The organism is Kineococcus sp. G2 (assembly GCF_037154035.1).
Classification (GTDB): Bacteria; Actinomycetota; Actinomycetes; order Actinomycetales; family Kineococcaceae; genus Kineococcus.
The window spans coordinates 12,480-34,654 of the sequence record NZ_JBBBEM010000128.1; the positions used below are offsets into that span (position 1 = coordinate 12,480).

Sequence of the window (22,175 nt, forward strand, 5' to 3'; positions counted from 1 at the left end):
CTGCAGCGAGACCGTCCGGCACCCCGCGGTGATCTTGCACCGTTGAGGGCTCAACGGTGCAAGATCACCATCAGGGAGGACGTCACGACATCGGCATGAGCGGAAGATCATCCAGCTCCGCCAAGATCCGTAGGACAGGCCCTAGGCTCGCCGCGTGTTCGTCCTGGAGAACCGCGTCCAGCCCTACGCGTGGGGGACCGCGCACGCGATCCCCGAACTGCTGGGCACCGCGCCCGACGGCCGCCCGCAGGCGGAGTTGTGGATCGGCGCCCACCCCGCGGCACCGTCCACGGCGGTGCCCGCCGCGGGCGGGCCGGCGCGCCCGCTGGACGAGGTCGTCGCCGCCGACCCCGCCGGAGCGCTCGGCCCGCACCGCCGCCGCGACCGCCTCGGCTTCCTGCTGAAGGTGCTCTCCGCGGGTGCGCCGCTGTCCCTGCAGGCGCACCCCGACCGCGCCACCGCGCAGCGCCGCCACGCCGAGGAGGAGGCCGCCGGCGTCCCGCTGGACGCTCCCCACCGGCTCTACCGCGACGACGAGCACAAGCCGGAGCTGCTGTACGCGCTGGAGCCGTTCGCCGCCATGGCCGGCTTCCGCCCGCCCGCCGCGGCCCGCGAGCTGCTCGCCGGGCTCGACCTGCCCCAGCTGCCGCCCGCCGCGGCCGGCCTGCTCGCCGGCCTGCTCGCCGACCTCGCCGGCACCGACGAGAGCGCCGCGCTGCGCGCCGCCACCGCCCGGCTGCTGCGGGCCGGCGAGGAGGCCGCCGCACCGCTGGCCGGTGCCGTCGCCACCGCCTGCCGCGACGTCGACGACGACTCCGCCCGCTGCGTCGTCCTGCTGGCCGAGCACCACCCCGGCGACGCGGGCGTGCTGGTGTCCACCCTGCTGAACCAGGTGCGCCTGGCGCCGGGGGAGGCGCTGTACCTGCCGGCGGGCAACGTGCACGCCTACCTGTCGGGCACCGGCGTGGAGCTCATGGCCAGCTCCGACAACGTCCTGCGCGGCGGCCTGACCCCCAAGCACGTCGACGTGCCCGAGCTGCTGCGCGTGCTCGACTTCCGGGTCCTGCCCCCGCCGCTGCTGGCACCGCACCGCCCCTCCGGGCGCGAGACGGTGTTCGCGCCCGCCGACGTCGACGACTTCGCCCTCACCGTGCTCGACGCGCGCCCCGGCGAGAGCACCGCGTGGGAGCGGCCGGTGCCGCGCTCCCTGCTGTGCCTCCAGGGCGAGGTGCGGGTGGCGTCCACCGCCGGGGAGGTCGTCCTCACCCGCGGGCGCTCCGCGTTCGCCACCGCCGCCGAGCACCCGCTGACCGTCACCGGCGCGGGGACCCTGGTGGCGGCGACCCCCGGCGGCGCCTGAACCGCCCCGACGCCAGGGCGCGCGCCAGCACCGGCGCCGCCAGCAGCATCACCAGCAGCCGCAGCACCTGCACGCTCAGCACGAACGTGGCGTCCGCGCCCGAGCCGACCGCCGCGGCCAGCACCGCGTACAGCCCGCCGGGCGTGGTCGCCAGGTAGGTGTCCAGCAGCGGCAGGCCCGTCGCCGCCGACAGCAGCGCCGCAAGCCCCGCGCTGCCCGCGACGCCGACCGCGATGAGCGCCAGCGCCGCCGGCAGCACCCGCGCCGCGCTCGCCAGGGACGCGGGCGTGAACCGCAGGCCCACCTGCAGGCCGATGAGCGCGTACGCCACCGCCTCCAGCGCCCCCGGCACCCGCACGCCGTCGGCCAGGCCGCCCAGCGACAGCACCGCCGCCAGCAGCATCGGCCCCAGCAGCGGCGCCGCCGGCAGGTGCGCGCGCCGGCCCAGCCACGCCCCCGCCGCCCCGCACACCGCCACCAGCAGCGGACCCGCCCACGGCGGGCCGCCGTCCGCGGCCGGCGCCGCCTCCTGCGCGCGCACCCCGAACACCAGGTGCAGCACCACCGGCAGCGACAGCACCACCACCAGCACCCGCAGGTACTGCACGACCGCCACGACCCGCTCGTCCGCGCCCAGCTGGCGGGCCATCACCACCAGGCCGCCGGCGCCCCCCGCCACCAGCGCGAACGCACCGGTGACCGGATCCACGTCGCGGTGCCGGCCCAGCAGCGCGCCGGTGCCCAGGCTCAGCACCAGCGTGCCCAGCGTCACCAGCAGCACCGGCAGCCAGTGCTCACCGAGCGCGGCCAGCGTCGACAGCTGCACGAGCGTGCCGATCGTCACGCCGACGGCGGCCTGCGCGGCGGTGCCCGTGCCGCGGGGCAGCTCGAGCGCGCGGGGCAGCGCCAGCGCGTCCAGCAGGCCCACGAGCAGCCCGGCGAACAGCGCCGGCGACGGCAGCCCCAGGGCGGCCAGCCCCGCCGAGGCGGCCGCGGTCGCCGCCGCCAGCACCAGGGCGTGCCCGAGGGTGCGCGCCAGCGGCGCGCGGGGAGCGCGCTGCACGCTCAGGTGCGCGGCAGCCGCGCGTCCACCCGTTCCTGCTCGGCCACCGTCCCCGGCAGCGTCCCCAGGTCCGGGGTCAGCACCACCGAGCCGCCGCGGCACCACGCCGCCAGCGGCCCGCGCACGGTGCCGGCGGGACCGACGTCGGTGAGCAGCCGCACGCGCACCGGCCACGCCGCACCCGCGGCGGCCGCCTCGCCCAGCAGGGAGCCGTGCGCGAGGTCGTCCAGGGCGCCGTCGTCGGGCGCCGGCTGCGCGAGCGGCGCGTGGACGTCGCCGTAGCCGGTGACCACGCGCGCGTAGTCCAGCACCCCGGCCGGCAGCGCCGCCCCGAACGACGTGGCCAGCGGGGCCAGGGACACGGCCACCCGGTCGGCGGGGCCGTCCGCGAGGGCCGCGGTGTCCGCGGAGACGAGGACGTCGGCGTCCGCGCTCGCACCGGTCAGGGCGTGCGCACCGGTGGACAGCACCGCCAGCTGCCACACGAGGGTGCGCCAGTGCGCGGGCAGGTCCAGGGCGACGCGGGTGCCGGGGCCGGCGTCGAACTCCTCCTCCAGCAGGTTCGCCGTCTTGGCCACCCAGTTGACGAGCACCCGCGCGGACAGCTCCACGCGCTCGCCCGTCTCGGCGTACCGCTCGCCGTAGAAGGTCAGGCGCGGGGCGGTGGGGTCGTCGGCGAGGAGCGTCTGCAGCAGCGCGGGCACCGAGCGCGCGGTGGTGGGTGGCACGCCCCCACGCTACGTGCGGCGCCGGGTCCTCACCCGCCGGCCGTGCCACCCGCCCAGCCCGCCCCGGGCCCGCCCTGCGCCTCGTCGCCCTCCCACCCCTCCGTGATCAAGGAAGTTGCCACTTCCTTGATCACGGAGGGGTGGGAGGTGGGTGCCGGGGGCACCGGGGTGGGGGCGCGGTGCGCGGGCTCGTCGGCGGGAGCCGCTAGCGTCCCGGGGTGCCCGCAGCCCCCCGCGCCGACGCCGCTCCCGCCGACCGCGCCGCGCACCCCGAGCCCGCCTGGGCGGGGGTGCTGCTGACGCGGGTCCCGGTGGTGCTGGCCGCCGCCGTCGCCGCGGTCACCGCGGTGGCCGTGCCCCTGGTGCTGGCGGACCTGTGGGCGCCGTGGACCGCGGTGCCGGTGTGCCTGGTCGCCGCCGCGCTCGCCGGGCGCCTGGCGTGGGCGGTGCCGGTCGTCGCGACCCCCGCGTGGGCGGCGCTGCTCAGCGCGGCCGTGGCTGCGGGCGGCGGCCTGTGGGCGGCGCTGACCCGCGCCGAGCACGTCGTGCTGCGCCGCGACGCCGGCTCGCAGGCCCTCTACGCGCACCACCTCGCCACCCACCACGGCCTGCCCGTGGACCCCTCGCTCGCCGCGCTCGGCGGCGCGCAGGCGCTCGCCGACCCGAACGTGACGATCGCCAGCCCCGCCTTCTACGAGGTCGGCACCGACGTCGTGCCGCAGTTCCTGCTCGGCGCGCCCGCGCTGTACTCGCTGGGGGAGTGGGCCGCCGGCTGGGAGGGGCTGCTGCTGGCGCCGGCGGTGGTGGCCGTCGCCGCCCTGCTGACGGTGGCCGGGCTGGCCGCGCGCCTGGTGGGGCCCCGCTGGGCGCCCCTGGCCGTGGCGGTGTTCGCGCTGGCCCAGCCGGTGCTGCACGTGAACCGCTCCACGTACTCGGAGGTGCCCGCGCTGCTGGTGCTCACCGCGGCCGCCTCCGTCCTCGTCGCGGCCACCGCGGCGACGGGCACCCCCGCGCTCTCCGCGCGCCTGGGCGGCGGCGCGGGCCTGCTGCTGGGCGCGTGCGGGTTCGTGCGCATCGACTACCTGCGCGAGGTGGCGCTGCTGCTGCCCGTGGTGGCGGGCCTGGCCGCGCTGCGGCACCCGGCCGCGCGCGCCCTGCTGGCCGGCACCGCGGTCACGTCCGTGCTGGCCGCCGCCGCCGCGGTGACGTACTCGCGGCCCTACCTCGGCACCATCGCCGGTTCCCTGCTGCCGCTGGTGGCCGCGCTCGCCGCCCTGGGCGCCGCCTCCTGGCTGGGCCTGCGGCTGGTGCGCTCCGGCCGGCTCGCGCGGGTGCGGTGGCTGACGAGCCCGCGGCTGGGGCCGGCGCTGGCGGGGGTGCTGGCTCTGGTGCTGGTGGTGCTGGCCAGCCGGCCGCTGTGGCTGGTGGTGCGCCAGGACCCCGCCGACCCCGGCAGCAGGCTCGTCGCCGGGCTCCAGCGGGCGCAGGGGCTGCCCCTGGACGGCGGGCGCACCTACGCGGAGCACTCGGTGGACTGGCTGGCCTGGTACCTGGGCTGGCCGGCGGTCGTGGCCGCGGGCGCGGCCGCCGTGCTGCTGCTGGCGCGCCTCGTGCCGGCCCTGCAGGGGCGCGGGCCCCTGCCGGCGTGGTCGGCGCCGTTCGTCGTGGCCGTGGGCTCGACGCTGCTGACGCTGTACCGCCCCGGCATCACCCCCGACCACCCGTGGGCGGACCGCCGCTTCGTGCCGGTGGTGCTGCCCGCCGTCGTGCTGCTGGCCACCGCCGCCCTCGCGCGGGCGGTGCGCGTCCCGCCCGCCCGGTGGGGGCGGGTGGCGGTGGGGGCCGCGGGGGCGGCGGTGCTGCTCGTGCCGGCGGCGGTGGCGACCGCCCCGCTGGCCGGGCAGCGCACCGAGCGGGGGCAGCTCGCCGCCGTCGCCGAGGCGTGCGCCTCCTTCGAGGACGGCGACGTCGCGCTCGCGGTGGACCCGCGCTCGCGCAACGAGTGGCCGCAGGCGCTGCGCGGCACGTGCGGGGTGCCCACCGCCTCGATCGTCGTGCCGACCTCCCAGGGCCGGCCCGGCACGCAGGAGTACCTGGACGTGCTGCGAGCGGCGGTGCAGCGGCAGGCGGAGCGGGTGCGCGAGGCCGGCGGCCGCCCCGTGCTCGTCGCCGCCGGCGGCGACCTCGCGGCCGCGGACACGCTGCGCGCGCTGGGGGTGGACGAGCCCACCACGGTGACGCGGGTGCGCACCAGCGAGGACGAGCGGGTCCTCACCGAGCGCCCCGACGGCGGCCAGGCGATCACCGTGGAGCTGGTGACCGGCCTCGCCCCCGGACCGGCCGGCGGACCGGCCGAGGAGCCCGCCGGCTGAGGCGCCGCGTCAGGGCAGCTTCGCCCGCGAGCAGCGCGTCACGTACGGCATGTCCAGCGTCCCCGCGCCCGTCAGCCGCTCCTCGGCCTGGGCGCGCACGTCGTCCAGCACCTCCCGGCGGCGCTCCTCGTCGAGGGTGATGACCCAGCTGCGCGAGAGCGTCAGCTCCAGCAGCCCCTCGACGGTCATCGGCTGGTTCCAGCGCACGTCGTAGCGCTCCACCGGCCCGAACGGCGGGCCCACGCGCGGTGCGAGGCTGCCCAGCTGCTCCTCGCCGGGCCCGGGCAGGGTGCGGTCCAGCTGCGCCACCCAGTCCACGGACGTCTCGCGCACGTTCCACAGCAGCCCCAGCCACCCGCCGGGGCGCAGCACCCGCGCCACCTCCGGGGCCGCGGCGTCCGGGTCCACCCAGTGCCACGCCTGCGCCATGACGACGGCGTCGACGCTGCCGTCGGGCAGCGGCACCGACTCGCCGGTGCCGTCGAGGACCTCCACGTCCGGCAGCACGCGCGCGAACTCCTCGCGCATCCCCGGCGTGGGCTCGACCGCGACGACCTCCAGCCCGCGCGCCACGAGCAGCCGGGTGAGCTTGCCGGTGCCGGCGCCCAGGTCGAGCACGCGGCGCGCCCCGGGCGGGAGCACCCAGTCCAGGGCCTCGGCGGGGTAGCCGGGGCGGGCGCGCTCGTACACGGCGGCGGCCGCGCCGAAGGAACGGGCCTGGGCGGTGCGCTGCGCCCTGCGCTGGTCGGGGTCCACGTCGCACATGCTGCACGTCGCGCGGGGGCGCTCGTCGCCGGGTACCCCCGTCCGGCGTGGGTAAGCTCCCCAGCGCCATGGCACCCGAACTCCCCGCAGACGCCGTCGCGTCCCCGCCCGCCCCGCCGGCGCCCGCAGGCGGCCCCGGCCCGCTGCCGCCCCCGGCGGGGGAGGACGTGCCCCCCGTCGCCACGATCGTGCTGCCCTGCTACAACGAGGAGGCGCACGTCCTGCTCGAGATCGAGCGGATCACCGCGGCCATGGACGCCGACGGCATGGCGTACGAGCTGCTCGCCGTGGACGACGCCTCCAGCGACGGCACCCTCGCGGTGCTGCGCGAGGCCGAGCGCCGCTTCCCGCACCTGCGGGTCGTGGCGTTCCGGCGCAACGGCGGCTCCGGCACGGTGCGGCGCATCGGCACGCAGATGGCCCGCGGCGAGATCGTCGTGTGGACGGACGCGGACATGACGTACGAGAACGAGCGCATCCCCGAGCTGGTGCGGGTGCTGCTGGAGGACGACTCCTACGACCAGGTCGTGGGCGCGCGCACCACCGAGGAGGGCACCCACAAGGTGCTGCGGGTGCCGGCGAAGTTCGTCATCCGCAAGGTCGCCGAGGTGCTGGCCCGCCAGCGCATCCCCGACCTGAACTCCGGCCTGCGCGCCTTCCGCAAGTCGGTCTCGCTGCCGTACCTGCGGCTGCTGCCGCCCGGCTTCTCCTGCGTCACGACGATCACGCTGGCGTTCCTGTGCAACCAGCACGACGTGAAGTACGTGCCCACCACGTACGCCAAGCGCGCGGGCACCTCGAAGTTCCACTTCGTCAAGGACGCCTACCGCTACATCCTGCAGGTGCTGCGGATGGTCATGTACTTCGAGCCGCTGCGGGTGCTGATGCCGCTGGCGCTGTTCCTGTTCGGCCTCGGCTTCGTCAAGGCCGTCACCGACATGTTCCGGCACGCGTTCTACTTCCCGGCCAACACGGTGCTGCTGCTGGTGTCCGGGCTGCTCATCGGCTCGGTGGCGCTGCTGGCCGACCTCGTGGTGCGCTCGCGGGACTCCGCGTGAGCGGCGCGGGCGGGCCGGGTTCCCGCGTCGTCGTGGTGGGCCCGGCCCACCCCGCCAAGGGCGGCACCGCGCTGCACACCACCGAGCTGGCCCGGCACCTGGCCGCCGCGCCGGGCGCCGAGGTCAAGCTGGTCTCCTGGGCGCGGCAGTACCCCGTCGCGCTGTACCCGGGGCGCCCGGAGGTGCCCGACGGGGTCCCGGAGGTGCCCGCCTTCGAGCCCACGGTGCGCTCCCTGGTGTGGAGCTCGCCGGCCTCCTGGGTGCGCACCGGGCGCCGGATCGCGCCCGCGGACCTCGTGGTCCTCACCCACGTGGTGCCGGTGCAGGTGCCGGCCCTGCTGGGCGTGCTCGCCGGGCTGCGCTCGGCGGGCTCGGGCGCCCGCACCGTCGTCGTGGCGCACAACGTGCTGCCGCACGAGTCGCGGCCCGGCGACGCGCTGCTGGTGCGCCGGCTGCTCTCCGGCGTGGACGGGGTGCTCGTGCACACCGACGCCCAGGCGGAGCTGGCCCGCTCCCTGGGCGCTGCGCGCGTGGAGGTCGCCGACCTGCCCCCGCACCTGCCGGGCGGCGCGCCGCTGCCGGGACCGGCCGGCTCGCACGTGCCGCGCGACGGCGGGGTGCGGCTGCTGAGCCTGGGCGTGGTGCGCGGGTACAAGGGCGTGGACGTGCTCCTGGAGGCGCTGCGCCTGGTGCCCTCGGCCCGGCTGACGATCGCCGGCGAGCTGTGGGGTGACGCCGGGCGCCGGGTGCGCGAGCTGGCCGTCGCCCCCGGCCTGCGCGGGCGCGTGCGGCTGCGCGAGGGGTACGTGCCCGCCGCGGAGCTGCCGGCGCTGCTGGCCGAGCACGACGCGCTGGTGCTGCCGTACCGCACCGCCACCGCCTCGCAGAACGCGCTGCTGGCGTTCGCGCACGGCCTGCCGGTCGTGGCCACCCGCACCGGGTCCTTCCCCGCGCAGGTGCGCGACGGCGTCGACGGCGTCCTCGTCGAGCCCGGCAGCGTGCCGGCGCTGGCCGAGGGGCTGCTGCGCCTGGCGGACGGCGGGCTGCAGCGGCTGCGCGAGGGCGTGCAGCCCCCCGACCTGGAGGAGCCGTGGTTCGGCTACCTGGCGGCGCTGCGCCGCGCCGCCGGGGGGACGACGGCCGCCGCCCCGCCCGGTGGGCGGCTGGTGGCGGTGGCCAAGCGCGGCGCCGAGCACGCCCTGTGGGCCCGGGTGGGCGTGCAGCGCCGCGCCGGTGAGCTGCTGGCCGCCCGCGAGCTGGGTGCCCCGCCGGCGCGCCGGCCGGTGCCCAGCGGCGTGCCGCGCACCGGGGTGCTGCAGGACGCCGCCGAGGTCGCCGACGCCGTGGCGCAGACGAAGCGCCTGCGCCTGCCCGCGCACCCGGACGCCCCGAAGAACTGGGACGCCCTGGGCGCGGTCGCCGCCGTCCTCACCCTCGCCGACGACGGCTCGCGCGCCGCGCGGGTGCTGGACGCCGGCAGCGCCCGCTACTCGCCGGTGCTGCCGTGGCTGCGGCTGTACGGCTTCGGCGCCGAGCGGGGGGCGCTGGCGGGCATCAACCTGGAGTTCGGCGCCCCCGTGCACCGCGACGGGGTGGAGTTCCGCCACGGCGACGTCACCGACACCGGCCTGCCGGACGGCTCGCTGGACGCGGTGACGTGCCTGTCGGTGATCGAGCACGGCGTGCCGGTGCCGGCGTTCCTCGCCGAGTGCGCGCGGGTGCTGCGCCCGGGCGGGGTGCTGTGCGTGTCCACCGACTACGACGCCGACCCGCCGGACACCACCGGCATCACCGCCTACGGCGCCCCGGTGCGGATCTTCTCGCCCGCGGGCGTGCGCGAGCTGGTGGCGCAGGCGGACCGGGTGGGGCTGGAGCTGGTGGGGGAGCTGACCGACGACGTCCTCGCCCACCCCGAGCGCCCGGTGCACTGGGCGCGCACCGGCCTGGACTACACGTTCGTGCTCCTGACGTTCCGCCGGCGCTGACCCGCGTGCTGGGCCGGGCCCTCGCGCTGCTGCGCTCGCCGTGGGTGCGCGGCGGCTTCCTGCTGCTCGCCCTCGCCCTGGCGGTGGCGTACCTGGTGCGCGAGCGCGCCGCGATCGCGGACGCCTGGCACCGCCTGGACGCGCTCGCGGTGCTGGCCGCGCTGGTGCTGTCGGTGGCGAACGTGGCGCTGTCGGGGGCGTCGTGGCGCGCGGTGCTGGCCGACCTCGGCTCACCGCTGGCGGCGCGGGACGCGGCACGGGTGTTCTTCGTCGGCCAGCTCGGCCGGTACGTGCCGGGCACCGTGTTCCAGTTCGTCGCCCAGGCGGAGCTGGCCCGCGACCTGGGGGTGCCGCGCCGGCGCACCGGGTCGGCGCTGGTGGTGGCGCTGCTGGTGTCGATGACGACGGCCGGGCTGCTGGTGACGGGCGTGCTGCCCCTCGCGCTGCGCGGCGCCGACGTGCCGGGCGGCGCGTGGGCGGGTGCGCTGCGCTGGGCGGTGCCGCTGCTGCTGGTGCTGCTGGTGCCGGCGGTGCTGAACCGGCTGCTGGGGGTGCTGCTGCGGCTGGCGCGGCAGGAGCCGCTGGAGCACCCGGTGACGGCCCGGGGGCTGCTGGCCTCGGCGGGCTGGGCGCTGGCGTCGTGGCTGGCGGTGGGGCTGCAGGTGTTCGTGCTGGTGCGCTCGCTGGGGGCCGGCTGGCCGGTGGGCCGGCTGCTGGCGCTGGCGGTGGGCGGCTACGCGCTGGCGTGGGTCGTCGGGTTCCTGGTGGTGCTGGCGCCGGCGGGGGCGGGGGCGCGGGAGGTCGTCCTGGCCGCGGTGGTGGCCCTCGCCGCCGGTGGCGGGGTGCCGGCCGTGGTGGTCCTGGGCTCGCGGGTGCTGCTGACGGCGGCGGACCTGCTGCTGGCGCTGGCGGCGCTGGCCGCCACCCCGGGCGCCGTGGCCCGCCTGCGCCGCGCCCGTTCCCGCCCCACCTCCTGACCCCCCACCCCCGCGGTGATCAAGGAAGTGGCAACTTCCTTGATCACCGAGGGGGTGGCGGGGCGGGCGGGAGGTTGCGATCGTGTGAAGAATCGCCACGCGCGGCGATCCTGTTTGGTCTGCCCGGGTGAGTGTCGGCATGGTGTGTCGGCCCGGCACCCGCCCGCCGACCCGGCGGCCGGACCGCTCGGGCGTCGTCGACCGCGGAAGAGGGAACCCCATGCGCCGCCGCACCGTGCTCAGCTCGCTCGCCGCCACGCCGATCGTCGTCGCCGGCTGCAGCACCGGCGAAGGCGTGGACACCGGCGGCACCGGCCAGGCCGGCGGGGAGGGCGGCGGCGAGTTCGTCGCGGCCATCAGCGCCCAGCCGGACCAGTTCGACCCGCACAAGACCACCGCGTACGCCAGCTTCCAGGTGCTGGAGAACGTCTACGACACCCTCGTGGTCCCCGGCGCCGAGGACCAGGTGATGCAGCCGTCCCTGGCGACGGACTGGACCACCAGCGAGGACGGGCTCACCTGGACGTTCACGCTGCGCGACGGCGTGACGTTCCACGACGGCTCCACCTTCGACGCCGACGACGTCGTCTTCTCGTACAACCGCATCATCGACCAGCAGCTGTCCAACGCCTACCGCTTCGCCACCGTCACCGACGTGCGCGCGCAGGACCCCCGCACCGTCGTCATCACCGTCTCCGAGCCCACCCCCGCCCTGCTGGCGCAGATCGGCGCCTTCAAGGGCATGGCGATCCTGCCCTCCGGTGTGGACGAGGCGAGCCTGACGACGCAGGCCGTCGGCACCGGCCCGTTCCGGCTGGAGAACACCTCCGCCAGCGAGGTCTCGCTGAGCCGCTTCGACGACCACTGGGGCGGGCCGGCCAGTCTCCCGGGGATGACGTTCCGGTTCCTCACCGAGCCGGCCGCCGCGATGACCGCGCTGACCAGCGGCCAGGTGCAGTGGACCGACAACGTGCCCACCCAGGACGTCTCGGACCTCGCCGAGGACGAGCAGGTCGAGCTCGGGCAGGTCGCCAGCGTCGACTACTGGTACCTGGCGATGAACCACGCCAAGGCGCCGTTCGACGACCGGGACGTGCGCCGGGCGATCGCCACCGCGGTGGACCGCTCGGCCGTGACCGAGGCGGCGCGCTTCGACGCGGCCCGCCCGAACCAGACGGCGATCCCCGAGGACAGCTACTGGTACTACGACTACGCCCCCTTCACCACGGACCTGGACGAGGCCAAGCGCCTGCTGGAGGGCGCCGGCGTCACCACCCCGATCACGATGGGCCTGATGGTGACCTCCGAGTACCCGGAGACGGTGACGGCCGCGCAGGTGCTCGCCAGCCAGCTGGAACCGCTCGGCGTCCAGGTGGAGATCCAGACGGAGGACTTCGCGACCTGGCTGGACCGGCAGGGCCGCGGCGACTTCGACGCGTTCATGCTCGGCTGGCTGGGCAACATCGACCCGTTCGACTACTACGACGGCCAGCACCGCACCGGCGGGTCGAACAACTTCCACGGGTACTCCAGCCCCGTCACCGACGACCTGCTGAACCGCGCCGCCGTCGCCACCGACCGCGAGCAGCGCAAGGACCTGTACGACCAGGCCGCGCAGCAGATCGTCGACGACGTGTCCTACCTGTACCTGTACAACCCGGACGTGGTGCAGGCGTGGACGCCCGGCCTGACCGGCTACACGATCCGCCCGGACAAGGCCGTGAACTTCGAGGAGGTGGAACTGCCCTCGTGACGGGGCTCGTGCTGCGGCGGACGCTGCAGTCCGTCGTCGTCCTCCTCGGCGTCAGCGTCGTGGTGTTCGCGCTCGTGCACCTCGTCGACGGCGACCCGGTGCGCCTGGCGCTGGGCACCCGGTTCGACCAGGAGACGTACGAGGCGCTGCGCGAGCGCGCCGGCCTGGACCAGCCGCTGGTGGTGCAGTACCTGCAGTGGATCTCCAGCGCCGTCACCGGCGACCTGGGGGTCAGCTTCCGCTCCGGCGAGCCGGTCACCGCCCTGATCCTGGAGCGGCTGCCGGCGACCCTGTCCCTGGCGGGTGCCTCGATCCTCGTGGCGCTGCTCATCGCGGTCCCGCTGGGCACCGCCTCCGCGCTGCGGCCGCGCTCCGTCGTCGACGCCGCGGGCACGGTGCTGAGCCAGATCGGCATCTCGGTGCCGGAGTTCTGGATGGGCATCATGCTCATCCTGCTGTTCGCCGGGACGCTGGGCTGGTTCCCCGCCGGCGGGTACGTGCCGCTGAGCGACGACCCGCTGCAGTGGGCGCGCGCCCTGGTGCTGCCGGCGGTGACGACGGGCCTGGTCTCGGGCAGCGTCCTGACGAGGTTCACCCGCTCCAGCGTCCTGGAGGCGCTGGGCGCCGAGCACGTGCGGACGGCCCGCGCGAAGGGCCTGGGGCCGCGGGCGGTGCTGAACTGGCACGTGCTGCGCAACGCGCTGCTGCCGCTGGTGACGGTGACGGGCGTGCAGCTGGCGTACCTGCTCTCCGGGGTCGTCGTGGTGGAGATCGTGTTCGCGTGGCCCGGTCTGGGGCAGCTGGCGCTGCAGGCGGTGCAGGCGCGCGACTACCCGGTCCTGCAGGGCGCGGTGCTGCTGTTCGCGTTCGTGTTCCTCCTCGTGAACCTGGTGGTGGACCTGCTGTACTCCAAGCTCGACCCGAGGATCAGCGCGTGAGCGCCGCCCAGGACCCGGTGGCGGTCCCCGCCCGGCGGATCTCGGTGCGCCCGGCGCGCGGGCGGTTCACCACGGCGCTGAAGCTGCTGCTGACGTCGCCGCCGACCCTGTTCGCCACGCTCGTCGTGATCGGTGTGGTGGTCCTGGCGCTGTTCGACGAGCTGATCGCCCCCACCGGCTACAACGAGGTGGACGTGCAGCAGCGGCTGCTGCCGCCGGGAGCGGGGCACTGGTTCGGCACGGACGACCTGGGCCGCGACGTCCTCAGCCGCGTGGTCCTCGGCGCGGCGGTGTCGCTGCAGGTGGGCGCGGTCGCGGTGGGTTTCTCCCTGCTGGTCGGCGTCACCGTCGGCCTGCTCGCGGGCTACTACGGCCGCTGGCTGGACACGGTGCTCATGCGGCTGATGGACGTGCTGTTCGCGTTCCCCGCGATCCTGCTGGCCATCGCGGTCATCGCGATCCTCGGGCCCGGCACCACGAACGCGATGATCGCCATCGGCATCACGTACACGCCGGTGTTCGCCCGCGTCACCCGCGCCGCGGTCCTCGGCGTGAAGGAGAGCGTGTTCGTGCGGGCCTCGCGCTCGGTGGGCGTCTCCGACGCCCGGATGCTGCTGCGGCACGTCCTGCCGAACGCCGCGCCGCCCATCATCGTGCAGACGTCGGTGAGCCTGGCGTTCGCGGTGCTCGCCGAGGCGGCGCTGTCGTTCGTGGGCCTGGGCACGCAGCCGCCGGCCCCCAGCTGGGGGCGGATGCTCTCGGAGGGGCGCAGCTACCTGGAGGACGCCTGGTGGATGGCGGTGTTCCCCGGCCTGGCGATCGTGCTGCTGGTGCTGGCGTTCAACCTGCTGGGCGACGGGCTGCGCGACGTGCTGGACCCGCAGCAGCGCAGCGCCCTGGAGGCCGCGCGCGCGAAGCCGCGCCGACGGCGCCGGGCGGGGGTGGGCGCGTGAGCGAGCCCGTCCTGGCGGTGGAGGACCTGCGGGTGCGGATGGACACCCCCCGCGGCACCGCCCACATCGTCAACGGCCTGAGCTACTCCGTGGCGCCGGGGGAGACCGTCGCCGTCGTGGGGGAGTCCGGCAGCGGCAAGAGCGTGTCGGTGATGGCGCTGCTGGGGCTGCTGCCGAAGCGGGCCGAGGTCACCGGCAGCGCCCGCTTCCGCGGCCGCGACCTGCTGGCGATGCGCGAGCGGGAGCTGCGCGCCGTGCGCGGCGACGGCGTCGGCATGGTGTTCCAGGACCCCATGACGTCGCTGAACCCGGTGCTGAGCATCGGCCGGCAGCTCACCGAGGGGCTGCTCGCGCACCGCAGGGTCTCCGGGAAGAAGGAGGCGCGCGAACGGGCCGCGCAGCTGCTCGCCGACGTGGGCCTGCCCGACCCGCGCGCGGCCCTGGACCGGTTCCCGCACGAGCTGTCCGGCGGGATGCGCCAGCGCGTCGTCATCGCGATCGCCCTGGCGGGCGATCCCGCCCTGCTCATCGCCGACGAGGCCACCACCGCCCTCGACGTCACCGTGCAGGCGCAGATCCTCGACCTCGTGGAGCGGCTGCAGGCCGAGCACGCCACCGCCGTGGTGTGGATCACCCACGACCTCGGGGTGGTCGCCGGGATCGCCGACCGGGTGCTGGTGATGTACGGCGGGCGCTGCGTGGAGGACGGCACCGTCGACGACGTCTTCGAGCGCCCCGCCCACCCCTACACGCAGGGGCTGCTGGGCTCGCTGCCGCAGCTGCACGACGGCGACGGCGGCGGCCCGCGCGAGCTGGTCGCCATCGGCGGCACCCCGCCGCCGCCCACCGACCTGCCGCCCGGCTGCGTGTTCTGGCCGCGCTGCCCGGTGCGCGGCGACGAGCGCTGCGCCGGCGAGCAACCGCCCCTGACCGCGGTGGGCGGGGGCGGCGGGGGCCCCGTGCCGCACCGGGCGGCGACGTTCTACGACGCGGCGCGCGACGCCGGGGAGGTGGGCTCGTGAGCACGGCCGCGGGTGGGAACGCGCACGACGACGTCCTGGTGCGGGCGCGCGGGCTGCAGGTGCACTTCCCGGTGCGCTCCAAGGGCCTGCGCCGGGAGCGCACCGGCGCGGTGCGGGCCGTGGACGGGGTGGACCTGGACATCCGCCGCGGCGAGACGCTCGGGCTGGTGGGCGAGTCCGGCTGCGGCAAGTCCACCCTCGGCAACGCGCTGCTGCGGCTGGTGGAGCCCACCGCCGGCCGCGTCGAGTTCGACGGCACCGACGTCACCGCCCTGTCGGCGAAGGCGCTGCGCGCGCTGCGCCGGCGCGCCGTCATGGTCTTCCAGGACCCGTACGCCTCCCTGGACCCGCGCACCACCGTCGGGCAGACCGTCGCCGAGCCGCTGCAGGTGCACGGCCTGCACCGCGGCACCGAGGCGCGGGCGGCGCGGGTGGCGGAGCTGCTGGAGCTGGTCGGCCTGGACCCCTCGGTGGCCTCGCGCTACCCGCACGAGTTCTCCGGCGGTCAGCGCCAGCGCGTCGGCATCGCCCGCGCCCTGGCGGGTGAGCCGGACTTCGTGGTGTGCGACGAGGCGATCGCCTCCCTGGACGTCAGCGTCCAGGCGCAGGTGCTGAACCTGCTGCGCGACCTGCAGCAGCGGCTCGGGCTGACGTACCTGTTCGTCTCCCACGACCTGGCCGCCGTGCGGCACGTCAGCGACCGCATCGCCGTCATGTACCTCGGGCGCGTGGTCGAGGTCGGCGCCGCGGAGGACGTCAGCGCCCGCCCCCAGCACCCGTACGCGCAGGCGCTGCTGTCCGCGGTGCCGCTGCCCGACCCGGCCGCCGAGCGCCGCCGCGAGCGGATCGTCCTGTCCGGCGACGTGCCGTCGGCGACGCGGGTGCCGTCCGGGTGCCGCTTCCGCACCCGCTGCCCGCGCGCGTTCGCGCCCTGCCCGGACGTGGACCCCGCGCTGCAGGAGGTGGAGCCGGCGCACACGGCCGCCTGCCACCTGCACGGCGTCGTGGGGGTGCCGGTGGCCGCGGAGGAGCGCGCCGGCGCCTGAGCGGCACCTCGCACGGCGCGGTGTCACCCGGTCGACGGCGCGGCGGCTGCTCCGATCCGGCGGTCCGGTGCGCGGACGGTGCGGACGGGGCGGGTGCGTGCCGAGGAGCACGAGGTGAAGACCGTCGTGCAGATCGAGACCACCAAGCCGATCGGGATCCGTGAGCTCAACGGCTTCCTGACGGGCATCGCCCAGCGGATGCCGGGCTGCTTCGTCTCCCAGGGGCCCAGCACCCGGGGGCGCCTGACCGTGGTGGTGCTGGCCCCCGGCCCGCTGGAGCTGGAGGTGGCCGAGGAGGTGCTGGAGTCGCTGCCGCACCTGTGCGACTCCATCGCCGGGCTGTCGCTGGGTGAGCCCGCCCGCAGGGCCGCCGCCTGACGCGGCGGTCCCGCGCTCAGTCCTCGTCGCGCGGCACGCGGGTGGAGGTGCGCTGCACCACGTCGGAGTACTCCGGGTGCCGCTGGATCCAGCGCGACACGAACGGGCACAGCGGCACCGCCGTCAGCCCGCGGGCCCGCACCTCGTCCATCGCGTGCTGCACGACGGCGGAGGCGATGCCGCGGCTCTCGAAGCCCGTGAGCACCTCGGTGTGGGAGAGGACGAGGAAGCGCGGGGCGGCGGAGTAGACGGCCACGGCGGCCAGCTCCCCGCCGACGCGGCCCTCGAAGCGGGACAGCTCGGCGTTGTCGGAGACGACGAGCTCGCCGGGGACGGGGCCGTCGCCGGTGGCGGGCCGCGGCGCGTCCTGCACGGGCTCGACGGCGGTCCGGTGGGGGGTGGCGCTCACGGTGCCTCTCCTGTCGGTCGGGACCCCGGTCGGGGTGTCGGCCTCACACGTGCAGTGAACAGCCTCCGGCGCCGTGATGACAGCGGGGTGTCCAGGGCGCGCGGGCGCAGGTGCCCGCGAGGCGGCGTCGATCGTGCCGATCACGGTCCGCGGCTGACTACCGTGTCCGGGTGACCGTCGCCGACCAGCGCACCGCCGGGGACGCCCCGCTGGTCAGCCGCTGGCGGCCCGGCTGGGAGATCGACCTCGCCTGCACCGTCTCCGTGCTGCGCCGCGGCGCGCACGACCCCACCTTCCGGCGCGAGGCCGACGGCAGCGTCCGCCGCGCCACCCGCACCCCCGACGGCCCCGCCCAGCTGCACCTGGTGCCCCGGCCGCGCGAGGGGGAGGTCGAGGCGCGCGCCTGGGGGCCGGGCGCCGCCCGGGCCCTGGAGGGGGTGCCCGAGCTGCTGGGCGCCGGCGACACCACCCACGCCGAGTTCGAACCGCGCCGCGAGCACACCGCCCTGCGCGACGCCTGGCGCGCCCACCCGTGCTGGCGCCAGCCGCGCACCGGCGCCGTCTTCGAGGCGCTGGCGGCCTCCGCGCTGGAGCAGGTCGTCACCACCCGCGAGGCGTTCGCCGGCTGGCGCCGCCTCGTGCTGCGCTTCGGCGAGCCCGCGCCCGGCCCCGCGGGGGTGTGGGTGCCCCCGGCCCCGCAGGACTGGCTGCGGGTGCCGTCCTGGGAGTGGCTGGCCGCCGGGGTGGAGCTGCGCCGTCGCAAGGTCACCCTCCTGGCCGCGCCCCGCGCCGCCGCCCTGGAGCGCACCCTGGCGATGGACGAGGCCGCCGCCGACCGCGCCCTGCGCTCCCTGCCCGGCATCGGCGTGTGGACGTCCGCGGAGGTGCGCGCCCGCGCCCACGGCCACCCCGACGCCTTCTCCTTCGGCGACCTGCACGTGGCCGCCGACGTCTCCTGGGCCCTGACCGGCGAGGTCCTCGACGACGCCGGCTGCGCCGAGGTCATCGAGTGCTACCGCGGGCACCGCTACCGGGTGCAGCGCCTGCTCGTGCTCGCCGGGGCGCGCCGGCCCCGCCGCGGCCCGCGCGCGGCCCTGCCCACCCACACCCCGAACCGCGCCCTGCGCGCCCACCGACCCCGCCGCGGCGGCTGACCGGCCCGGCTGGTGGGATGCACCGCGTGCGCGTGCTCCTCATCGGCTGGTCCAGCGTCCTGCACGGCGAGGCCACGGCCGGTGACCTGCTGAGCACCGAGGCCGTCGCGCAGCGCCTGCGCGCCGACGGCGCCGAGGTCGACCTCGCCTTCAGCCCCGCCGTGCTGCTCGCCCAGGGCCCGCGCGGCGGCGTGCTCTACGAGGACGCCGACGAGGTGCTGCACGTCGACCCGGCCGCCTACACGCACGTGGTGTGGGCGTGCGGGCCGCTGACCGGCCGCCCCGTCGAGCAGGTCCACGAGCGCTTCCCCGACGCCCGCCGCCTCGCCGTCGGCGTCTCCGTCCTCGACCCCGCCGACCCGGCCGTCACCGGCTTCCACGCCGTCGTGCCCCGCGACGCCCCCGGGGCCGCCGCCGACCGCGACCTCGCCGCCCGCCCGGCCGTCGCGGACCTGCCCGTCGTCGGCACCTACCTGACCCGCGGGCAGGGCGAGTACGGCGCGCGCCGGCGCCACGACGAGGTCGCCGACGCCCTCACCGGCTGGCTGGGCGGGCTCGACGTGGCCCGCCTGGAGCTGGACACCCGCGTCGACCCGCGCGACCGGCGCCTGCCCGCCACCGCCGAGCAGGTCCTCGCAGTGGTCTCCCGCCTCGACGTCGTCGTCACCACCCGCCTGCACGGCCTGGTGCTCGCGCTGCGCGCCGGGGTGCCGGCGCTCGCGGTGGACCCGGTCGCCGGCGGCGGCAAGGTGAGCGCGCAGGCGCGCGCGTGGGGCTGGCCGGGCCTGCTGGCCGCCGAGGAGGTCCTGGCCGGCGACGGCGCCGCAGCGCTGGACGAGCAGTTCGCCTGGTGCACCTCCGGCGCCGGCCGGGCGGCCGCCGCCCGGGCCCGCGCCGAGGCCCCCGCCGCCGGCGCAGGCCAGCTCGACGCCCTCGCCGCGGCCCTGCACCCCTGACCCGCCCCGGCATCCCGGGGCGGAAACCATCGTTTCCGCCCCGGGGAAGGCCGCTGCGGGGGCGGAAACGATGGTTTCCGCCCAGGGGGAGGGGAAGGGTCAGGCGGGTGGGGCGGAGACGCGCACCAGGGCGTCGCGCGCACCGTCGCGCTCCACGGCCCCGGCCAGGTCCTCCGCCCACAGCGCGGCCAGCGCCCGCTGCGCGAGCGCGCCCAGGTCGAAGGCGTCGTCGGCGCTCAGCCGCAGCAGCGGGCCCCGGCCGTCGTCCTTGACGAGGCACCGGCCCGTCCCGCCGGCCTGCGCGACCTCCGCCGCGCGCGCCAGGCGCTCGGCGAGCGGTCCGGGCACGACCGGGGGCGCGTCCACGGCACCGGCGCCGATCGCGGCGCGCACGGCCTCCACGTGCCCGAGCCGGAACCAGTCGGTGGCCGCCGGGCGAAGCAGCGAGCGCGCGCCCGGCCCGTCGTCGGGGGAGACCCGGTCGGCCAGGCCGCGGACCAGCGCGGCGGGCACCCCGTCCGTCTTGCCCTTGACGAGGTCCGCCGTGGCGGCCACCTCGTCGGCGATGGCGCGCGCGGTCACGCTCATCGGGCGCCCGGACGCGTCCAGCTCCCCGCGCAGGTCGTCCAGCACCGCCAGCCCGGCCACGCCGAGGGCGAAGTCCGTCTGACCCTCCCGCCACGCCCGTCCGGCGGTGTCGGTGACGACCACGGCGACGTCGGCCCCGGTGCGCTCGCGCAGGCCGGCGCGCAGCGCGCGGGCCTCGGCGTCCGCGTCGGCGGGCAGCAGCAGCACGGTGCCGTCGGCCACGTTGGAGGCGTCCACCCCGGCGGCCGCCATGACGGGCCCGGCCGCGGACTGCACGACGCTGGCCAGCCCGGTGGGGGTGCGCCGCGCGGCGACGGTGCGCACCGACTGCGCGGCGATGACGGCCTCCCGGTCCTCCAGGGGAGCGGTCAGCCCGCGCGCCTTGGAGACGACCTTGCTGGAGACGGCCAGGACGTCGCCGTCGAGGAGGGAGGCGCGCTGGGCGTGCAGGGCGTCGACGAGCATGCCGGCGAGGTCGTCGCCGGCGCCGACCTCGCCCACCCCGGTGATCCCGACGACCTGCAGGCTGGTGGTGGAGCGCATCACGCGGGCACCACCTGCCCGGCCAGCTCCAGCGCGAGGTCCACGGCGGCCCCGGCGAGGGCGGTGGTGGCGGCCGGGTCGCTCATCAGCAGCGGCCGGTGGCGCACCGCGAGCGGGCGCGGGCCGGGGGCGGGCGCCTCGTCGCCCTCCGCGATCAGCCAGCCGTCGAGGAGGTCGGCGTACAGGCCGGCGACCGCGGCGGCGGTGGTGGGCACGCCGATCGCGCTCAGGCAGGCGTCGGCCATGCCGCGCACGGGCGCGCCGCCGATGACGGGGGAGACGCCCACGACGGGGGCGGCCGTGGCGACGAGGGCGTCGCGGATCCCCGGCACGGCGAGGATCGAGCCGATGGAGACGACGGGGTTGCTGGGGGGCAGCACGACGACGTCGGCGTCGCGCAGCGCCTCGAGCACCCCGGGGGCGGGGCGGGCCGCGGCGGCGCCGACGGGTTCGATGGCCAGGGCCGGCACGGCGGCGTGCAGGCGCACCCACCACTCCTGGAAGTGCACGCGCCGGCCGCCGGCCTCGCCGTCGTGGGCGGCGCGCTCGGCCTCGGGCACGGGGGCGAGGTCGACGTGGGTCTCGACGACGTCGTCGGTCATCGGCAGCAGCCGGGCACCGGGGCGCCAGCGCCGGCACAGCTGCTCGGTCGCCTCGGTCAGGGTGCGGCCCTCGGCGAGCAGGCGCGTGCGCACGACGTGGGTGGCGACGTCCTTGTCGCCGAGGGTGAACCAGGTGGGGCTCTGCCCGTAGCGGGCGAGCTCGTCGGCCACGCCGTACGTCTCGTCGTCGCGGCCCCACCCGCGCTCCTCGTCGATGCCGCCGCCGAGGGTGTACATGACCGAGTCCAGGTCGGGGCTGACGCGCAGCCCGTGCAGGGTGACGTCGTCGGCGGTGTTGACCACGACGGTGAGCTGCGCCCCGCGGCGCGCCGGGTCGGGGCTGGAGCGCAGCGCGGCCAGCAGGCCGCGCAGGAAGCGGGCCCCGCCCACGCCGCCGGCGAGGGCCGTGACGCGCAGGGGGGTGGCGCCGGGGGCGCCCGCGGGGGTGGGGACGGGAGTGGTGGAGCTCACCGCCCCATCATCCCGGTCCCCCGGGCGGGCGGTGCGGGCGTGCACCCGGACGGGCGGTGCGCTGCGCCGGACGGGTGGCCGGCGCACCCCTCGAGGCGGGGCGGGAGTGACTGCTGAGGTGGCGGGGGCTCAGGTGATACCACGGTGGGCTTGACTAGCGGGGACGACACGCGTGTAATTCCACCAGTGGTGGTCCAGCGTGACCGTCGCGTCACCGGTAGTGACACACCGAGGCTGTGGGGGCCGCCAAGTGGAGATCGACGTCCAGCACCGCGACGAGGACGGCGGCAGCGTCCGCCCCGAGCTCCGGCTCATCACCTCCCTGCCCGACCCGGTGGTGGCACCGCCGCCCACCGGGCTCTCGGGCCTGACGCCGGAGGACCCGGGCTGGCAGGAGCTGGCCCTGTGCGCGCAGACCGACCCGGAGGCGTTCTTCCCCGAGAAGGGCGGCTCGACCCGGGAGGCCAAGCGCGTGTGCCAGTCCTGCGAGGTGCGCCAGGAGTGCCTGGAGTACGCCCTCGCCCACGACGAGCGCTTCGGCATCTGGGGCGGGCTGTCCGAGCGGGAGCGCCGCCGCCTCAAGCGCCAGGTCGTCTGAGGACACCGCTCGTTCCGAGGGCACCGCTCGCCCGGGCCCGCCGTCGCGCCAGGCCGGACGGGCCGGCGTCAGTCGCCGCCGTAGCGCGGGTCCACCTCCTCGGGGTCCACCCCCAGCAGGTGCGCCACCTGCTCGACCACGACGTCCGCCACGAGGTCGTCGAGGTCCTCCCCGCTCGCGCGCGTCTCCATGGGGCGCCGGTACAGCACCACCCGCGCCGGCCCCGAGCCGTCCGCGGGGAAGAGCCGCCCCAGCGGCACCACCTCGTCCTCCCACGGGGCCGGGTCCGAGGGCGGCACGTCCTCCACGGCGAACTCCACGGAGGCCAGCTGCTCCGCCCAGCGGCGCTCCAGCAGCTCCACCGCGTCCAGGACCAGGTCGTCGAAGCGCTCGGCGCGCGTGCGCGCCGCCGGCAGGGACGCCGGCAGCAGCGGCCCGCGCGGGCCGCGGCCGTGG

The 22,175-nt window shown here is 77.2% G+C and carries 21 protein-coding genes; 14 read left to right on the forward strand and 7 right to left on the reverse strand.

The window, feature by feature from the left end; all coding sequences use genetic code 11:
* Positions 1–154 precede the first annotated feature (154 nt).
* Positions 155–1,360, forward strand: coding sequence for a mannose-6-phosphate isomerase, class I (gene manA / locus V9U69_RS17480; protein ID WP_337063132.1), 1,206 nt, complete (start codon positions 155–157; stop codon positions 1,358–1,360).
* On the opposite strand, the gene V9U69_RS17485 is transcribed toward manA, so the two are convergent.
* Together V9U69_RS17485 and V9U69_RS17490 are read right to left on the reverse strand one after the other, a co-directional pair.
* Positions 1,314–2,423 (reverse strand): AbrB family transcriptional regulator, encoded by a 1,110-nt coding sequence (locus V9U69_RS17485; RefSeq protein ID WP_337063133.1) that lies wholly within the window; start codon positions 2,421–2,423, stop codon positions 1,314–1,316. The two genes, manA and V9U69_RS17485, sit on opposite strands and share 47 nt — an antisense overlap.
* A gap of 2 nt (positions 2,424–2,425) precedes the next feature.
* Positions 2,426–3,151: a TIGR03089 family protein gene (locus V9U69_RS17490; protein ID WP_337063134.1), complete on the reverse strand. Its 726-nt coding sequence runs from the start codon at positions 3,149–3,151 to the stop codon at positions 2,426–2,428.
* Between the two features lie 218 nt (positions 3,152–3,369).
* Between V9U69_RS17490 and V9U69_RS17495 the strand changes: the two genes are divergently transcribed.
* Positions 3,370–5,523: a hypothetical protein gene (locus V9U69_RS17495; protein WP_337063135.1), complete on the forward strand. Its 2,154-nt coding sequence runs from the start codon at positions 3,370–3,372 to the stop codon at positions 5,521–5,523.
* A gap of 9 nt (positions 5,524–5,532) precedes the next feature.
* On the opposite strand, the gene V9U69_RS17500 is transcribed toward V9U69_RS17495, so the two are convergent.
* The gene (locus V9U69_RS17500) at positions 5,533–6,279 is read right to left on the reverse strand and encodes a class I SAM-dependent methyltransferase (RefSeq protein WP_337063136.1); all 747 of its coding nucleotides are present in this window, start codon (positions 6,277–6,279) and stop codon (positions 5,533–5,535) included.
* Positions 6,280–6,356: 77 nt separating this feature from the next.
* On the opposite strand from V9U69_RS17500, the gene V9U69_RS17505 reads away from it, so the two are divergent.
* From V9U69_RS17505 to V9U69_RS17545, 9 genes are all read left to right on the forward strand, one after another.
* Positions 6,357–7,346: a glycosyltransferase family 2 protein gene (locus V9U69_RS17505; protein ID WP_337063137.1), complete on the forward strand. Its 990-nt coding sequence runs from the start codon at positions 6,357–6,359 to the stop codon at positions 7,344–7,346.
* Positions 7,343–9,331 (forward strand): glycosyltransferase, encoded by a 1,989-nt coding sequence (locus tag V9U69_RS17510; protein WP_337063138.1) that lies wholly within the window; start codon positions 7,343–7,345, stop codon positions 9,329–9,331. Before V9U69_RS17505 ends, V9U69_RS17510 begins: the two co-directional genes overlap by 4 nt.
* A gap of 5 nt (positions 9,332–9,336) precedes the next feature.
* Positions 9,337–10,308 carry a lysylphosphatidylglycerol synthase domain-containing protein gene (locus tag V9U69_RS17515; protein ID WP_337063139.1) on the forward strand — a complete coding sequence of 324 codons (972 nt, stop codon included), beginning with the start codon at positions 9,337–9,339 and terminating at the stop codon, positions 10,306–10,308.
* Between the two features lie 220 nt (positions 10,309–10,528).
* The gene (locus V9U69_RS17520) at positions 10,529–12,061 is read left to right on the forward strand and encodes an ABC transporter substrate-binding protein (protein ID WP_337063140.1); all 1,533 of its coding nucleotides are present in this window, start codon (positions 10,529–10,531) and stop codon (positions 12,059–12,061) included.
* Complete coding sequence (locus V9U69_RS17525) at positions 12,058–12,999, forward strand: ABC transporter permease (RefSeq protein WP_337063141.1); 942 nt, start codon at positions 12,058–12,060, stop codon at positions 12,997–12,999. The genes V9U69_RS17520 and V9U69_RS17525 overlap by 4 nt, the downstream gene beginning before the upstream one ends.
* A gap of 44 nt (positions 13,000–13,043) precedes the next feature.
* Positions 13,044–13,952: an ABC transporter permease gene (locus V9U69_RS17530; protein WP_442907810.1), complete on the forward strand. Its 909-nt coding sequence runs from the start codon at positions 13,044–13,046 to the stop codon at positions 13,950–13,952.
* Entirely contained in the window at positions 13,949–14,974 is a 1,026-nt protein-coding gene (locus tag V9U69_RS17535) for an ABC transporter ATP-binding protein (protein WP_337063143.1), read from the forward strand. Before V9U69_RS17530 ends, V9U69_RS17535 begins: the two co-directional genes overlap by 4 nt.
* Complete coding sequence (locus V9U69_RS17540) at positions 14,971–16,020, forward strand: ABC transporter ATP-binding protein (RefSeq protein ID WP_337063144.1); 1,050 nt, start codon at positions 14,971–14,973, stop codon at positions 16,018–16,020. The genes V9U69_RS17535 and V9U69_RS17540 overlap by 4 nt, the downstream gene beginning before the upstream one ends.
* 114 nt (positions 16,021–16,134) lie before the next feature.
* Positions 16,135–16,398 carry a hypothetical protein gene (locus V9U69_RS17545; RefSeq protein ID WP_337063145.1) on the forward strand — a complete coding sequence of 88 codons (264 nt, stop codon included), beginning with the start codon at positions 16,135–16,137 and terminating at the stop codon, positions 16,396–16,398.
* 16 nt (positions 16,399–16,414) lie between these two features.
* On the opposite strand, the gene V9U69_RS17550 is transcribed toward V9U69_RS17545, so the two are convergent.
* Positions 16,415–16,807, reverse strand: a complete 393-nt coding sequence (locus V9U69_RS17550; protein WP_337063146.1) for a GNAT family N-acetyltransferase — start codon at positions 16,805–16,807, stop codon at positions 16,415–16,417.
* A gap of 170 nt (positions 16,808–16,977) precedes the next feature.
* Here V9U69_RS17550 and V9U69_RS17555 point away from each other — a divergent pair, with 170 nt between their 5' ends.
* Together V9U69_RS17555 and V9U69_RS17560 are read left to right on the forward strand one after the other, a co-directional pair.
* Complete coding sequence (locus V9U69_RS17555; RefSeq protein WP_337063147.1) at positions 16,978–17,961, forward strand: DNA-3-methyladenine glycosylase family protein; 984 nt, start codon at positions 16,978–16,980, stop codon at positions 17,959–17,961.
* Between the two features lie 17 nt (positions 17,962–17,978).
* Positions 17,979–18,917: a polysaccharide pyruvyl transferase family protein gene (locus tag V9U69_RS17560; protein WP_442907808.1), complete on the forward strand. Its 939-nt coding sequence runs from the start codon at positions 17,979–17,981 to the stop codon at positions 18,915–18,917.
* Between the two features lie 99 nt (positions 18,918–19,016).
* Here the strand turns inward: V9U69_RS17560 and cofE are convergent, their stop codons facing one another.
* A complete protein-coding gene (gene cofE / locus V9U69_RS17565; protein WP_337063151.1) occupies positions 19,017–20,048 on the reverse strand; it encodes a coenzyme F420-0:L-glutamate ligase in 1,032 nt (343 codons plus the stop codon).
* Entirely contained in the window at positions 20,048–21,067 is a 1,020-nt protein-coding gene (gene cofD / locus V9U69_RS17570) for a 2-phospho-L-lactate transferase (RefSeq protein ID WP_442907811.1), read from the reverse strand. The genes cofE and cofD overlap by 1 nt, the downstream gene beginning before the upstream one ends.
* A 388-nt stretch (positions 21,068–21,455) precedes the next feature.
* On the opposite strand from cofD, the gene V9U69_RS17575 reads away from it, so the two are divergent.
* Positions 21,456–21,719: a WhiB family transcriptional regulator gene (locus V9U69_RS17575; protein ID WP_242125018.1), complete on the forward strand. Its 264-nt coding sequence runs from the start codon at positions 21,456–21,458 to the stop codon at positions 21,717–21,719.
* 68 nt (positions 21,720–21,787) lie between these two features.
* Here V9U69_RS17575 and V9U69_RS17580 read toward each other — a convergent pair.
* On the reverse strand, positions 21,788–22,175 hold a 388-nt coding region (locus tag V9U69_RS17580; protein WP_337063150.1), incomplete at its 5' end, for a metallopeptidase family protein.

Excerpts from the sequence above, each read along its gene's own strand:
- V9U69_RS17505 (WP_337063137.1), top strand. The coding sequence starts at position 6,357 with ATGGCACCCGAACTCCCCGCAGACGCCGTCGCGTCCCCGCCCGCCCCG.
- V9U69_RS17520 (WP_337063140.1), top strand. The coding sequence starts at position 10,529 with ATGCGCCGCCGCACCGTGCTCAGCTCGCTCGCCGCCACGCCGATCGTC.
- V9U69_RS17560 (WP_442907808.1), top strand. The coding sequence starts at position 17,979 with ATGCACCGCGTGCGCGTGCTCCTCATCGGCTGGTCCAGCGTCCTGCAC.
- cofE (WP_337063151.1), bottom strand. The coding sequence starts at position 20,048 with ATGCGCTCCACCACCAGCCTGCAGGTCGTCGGGATCACCGGGGTGGGC.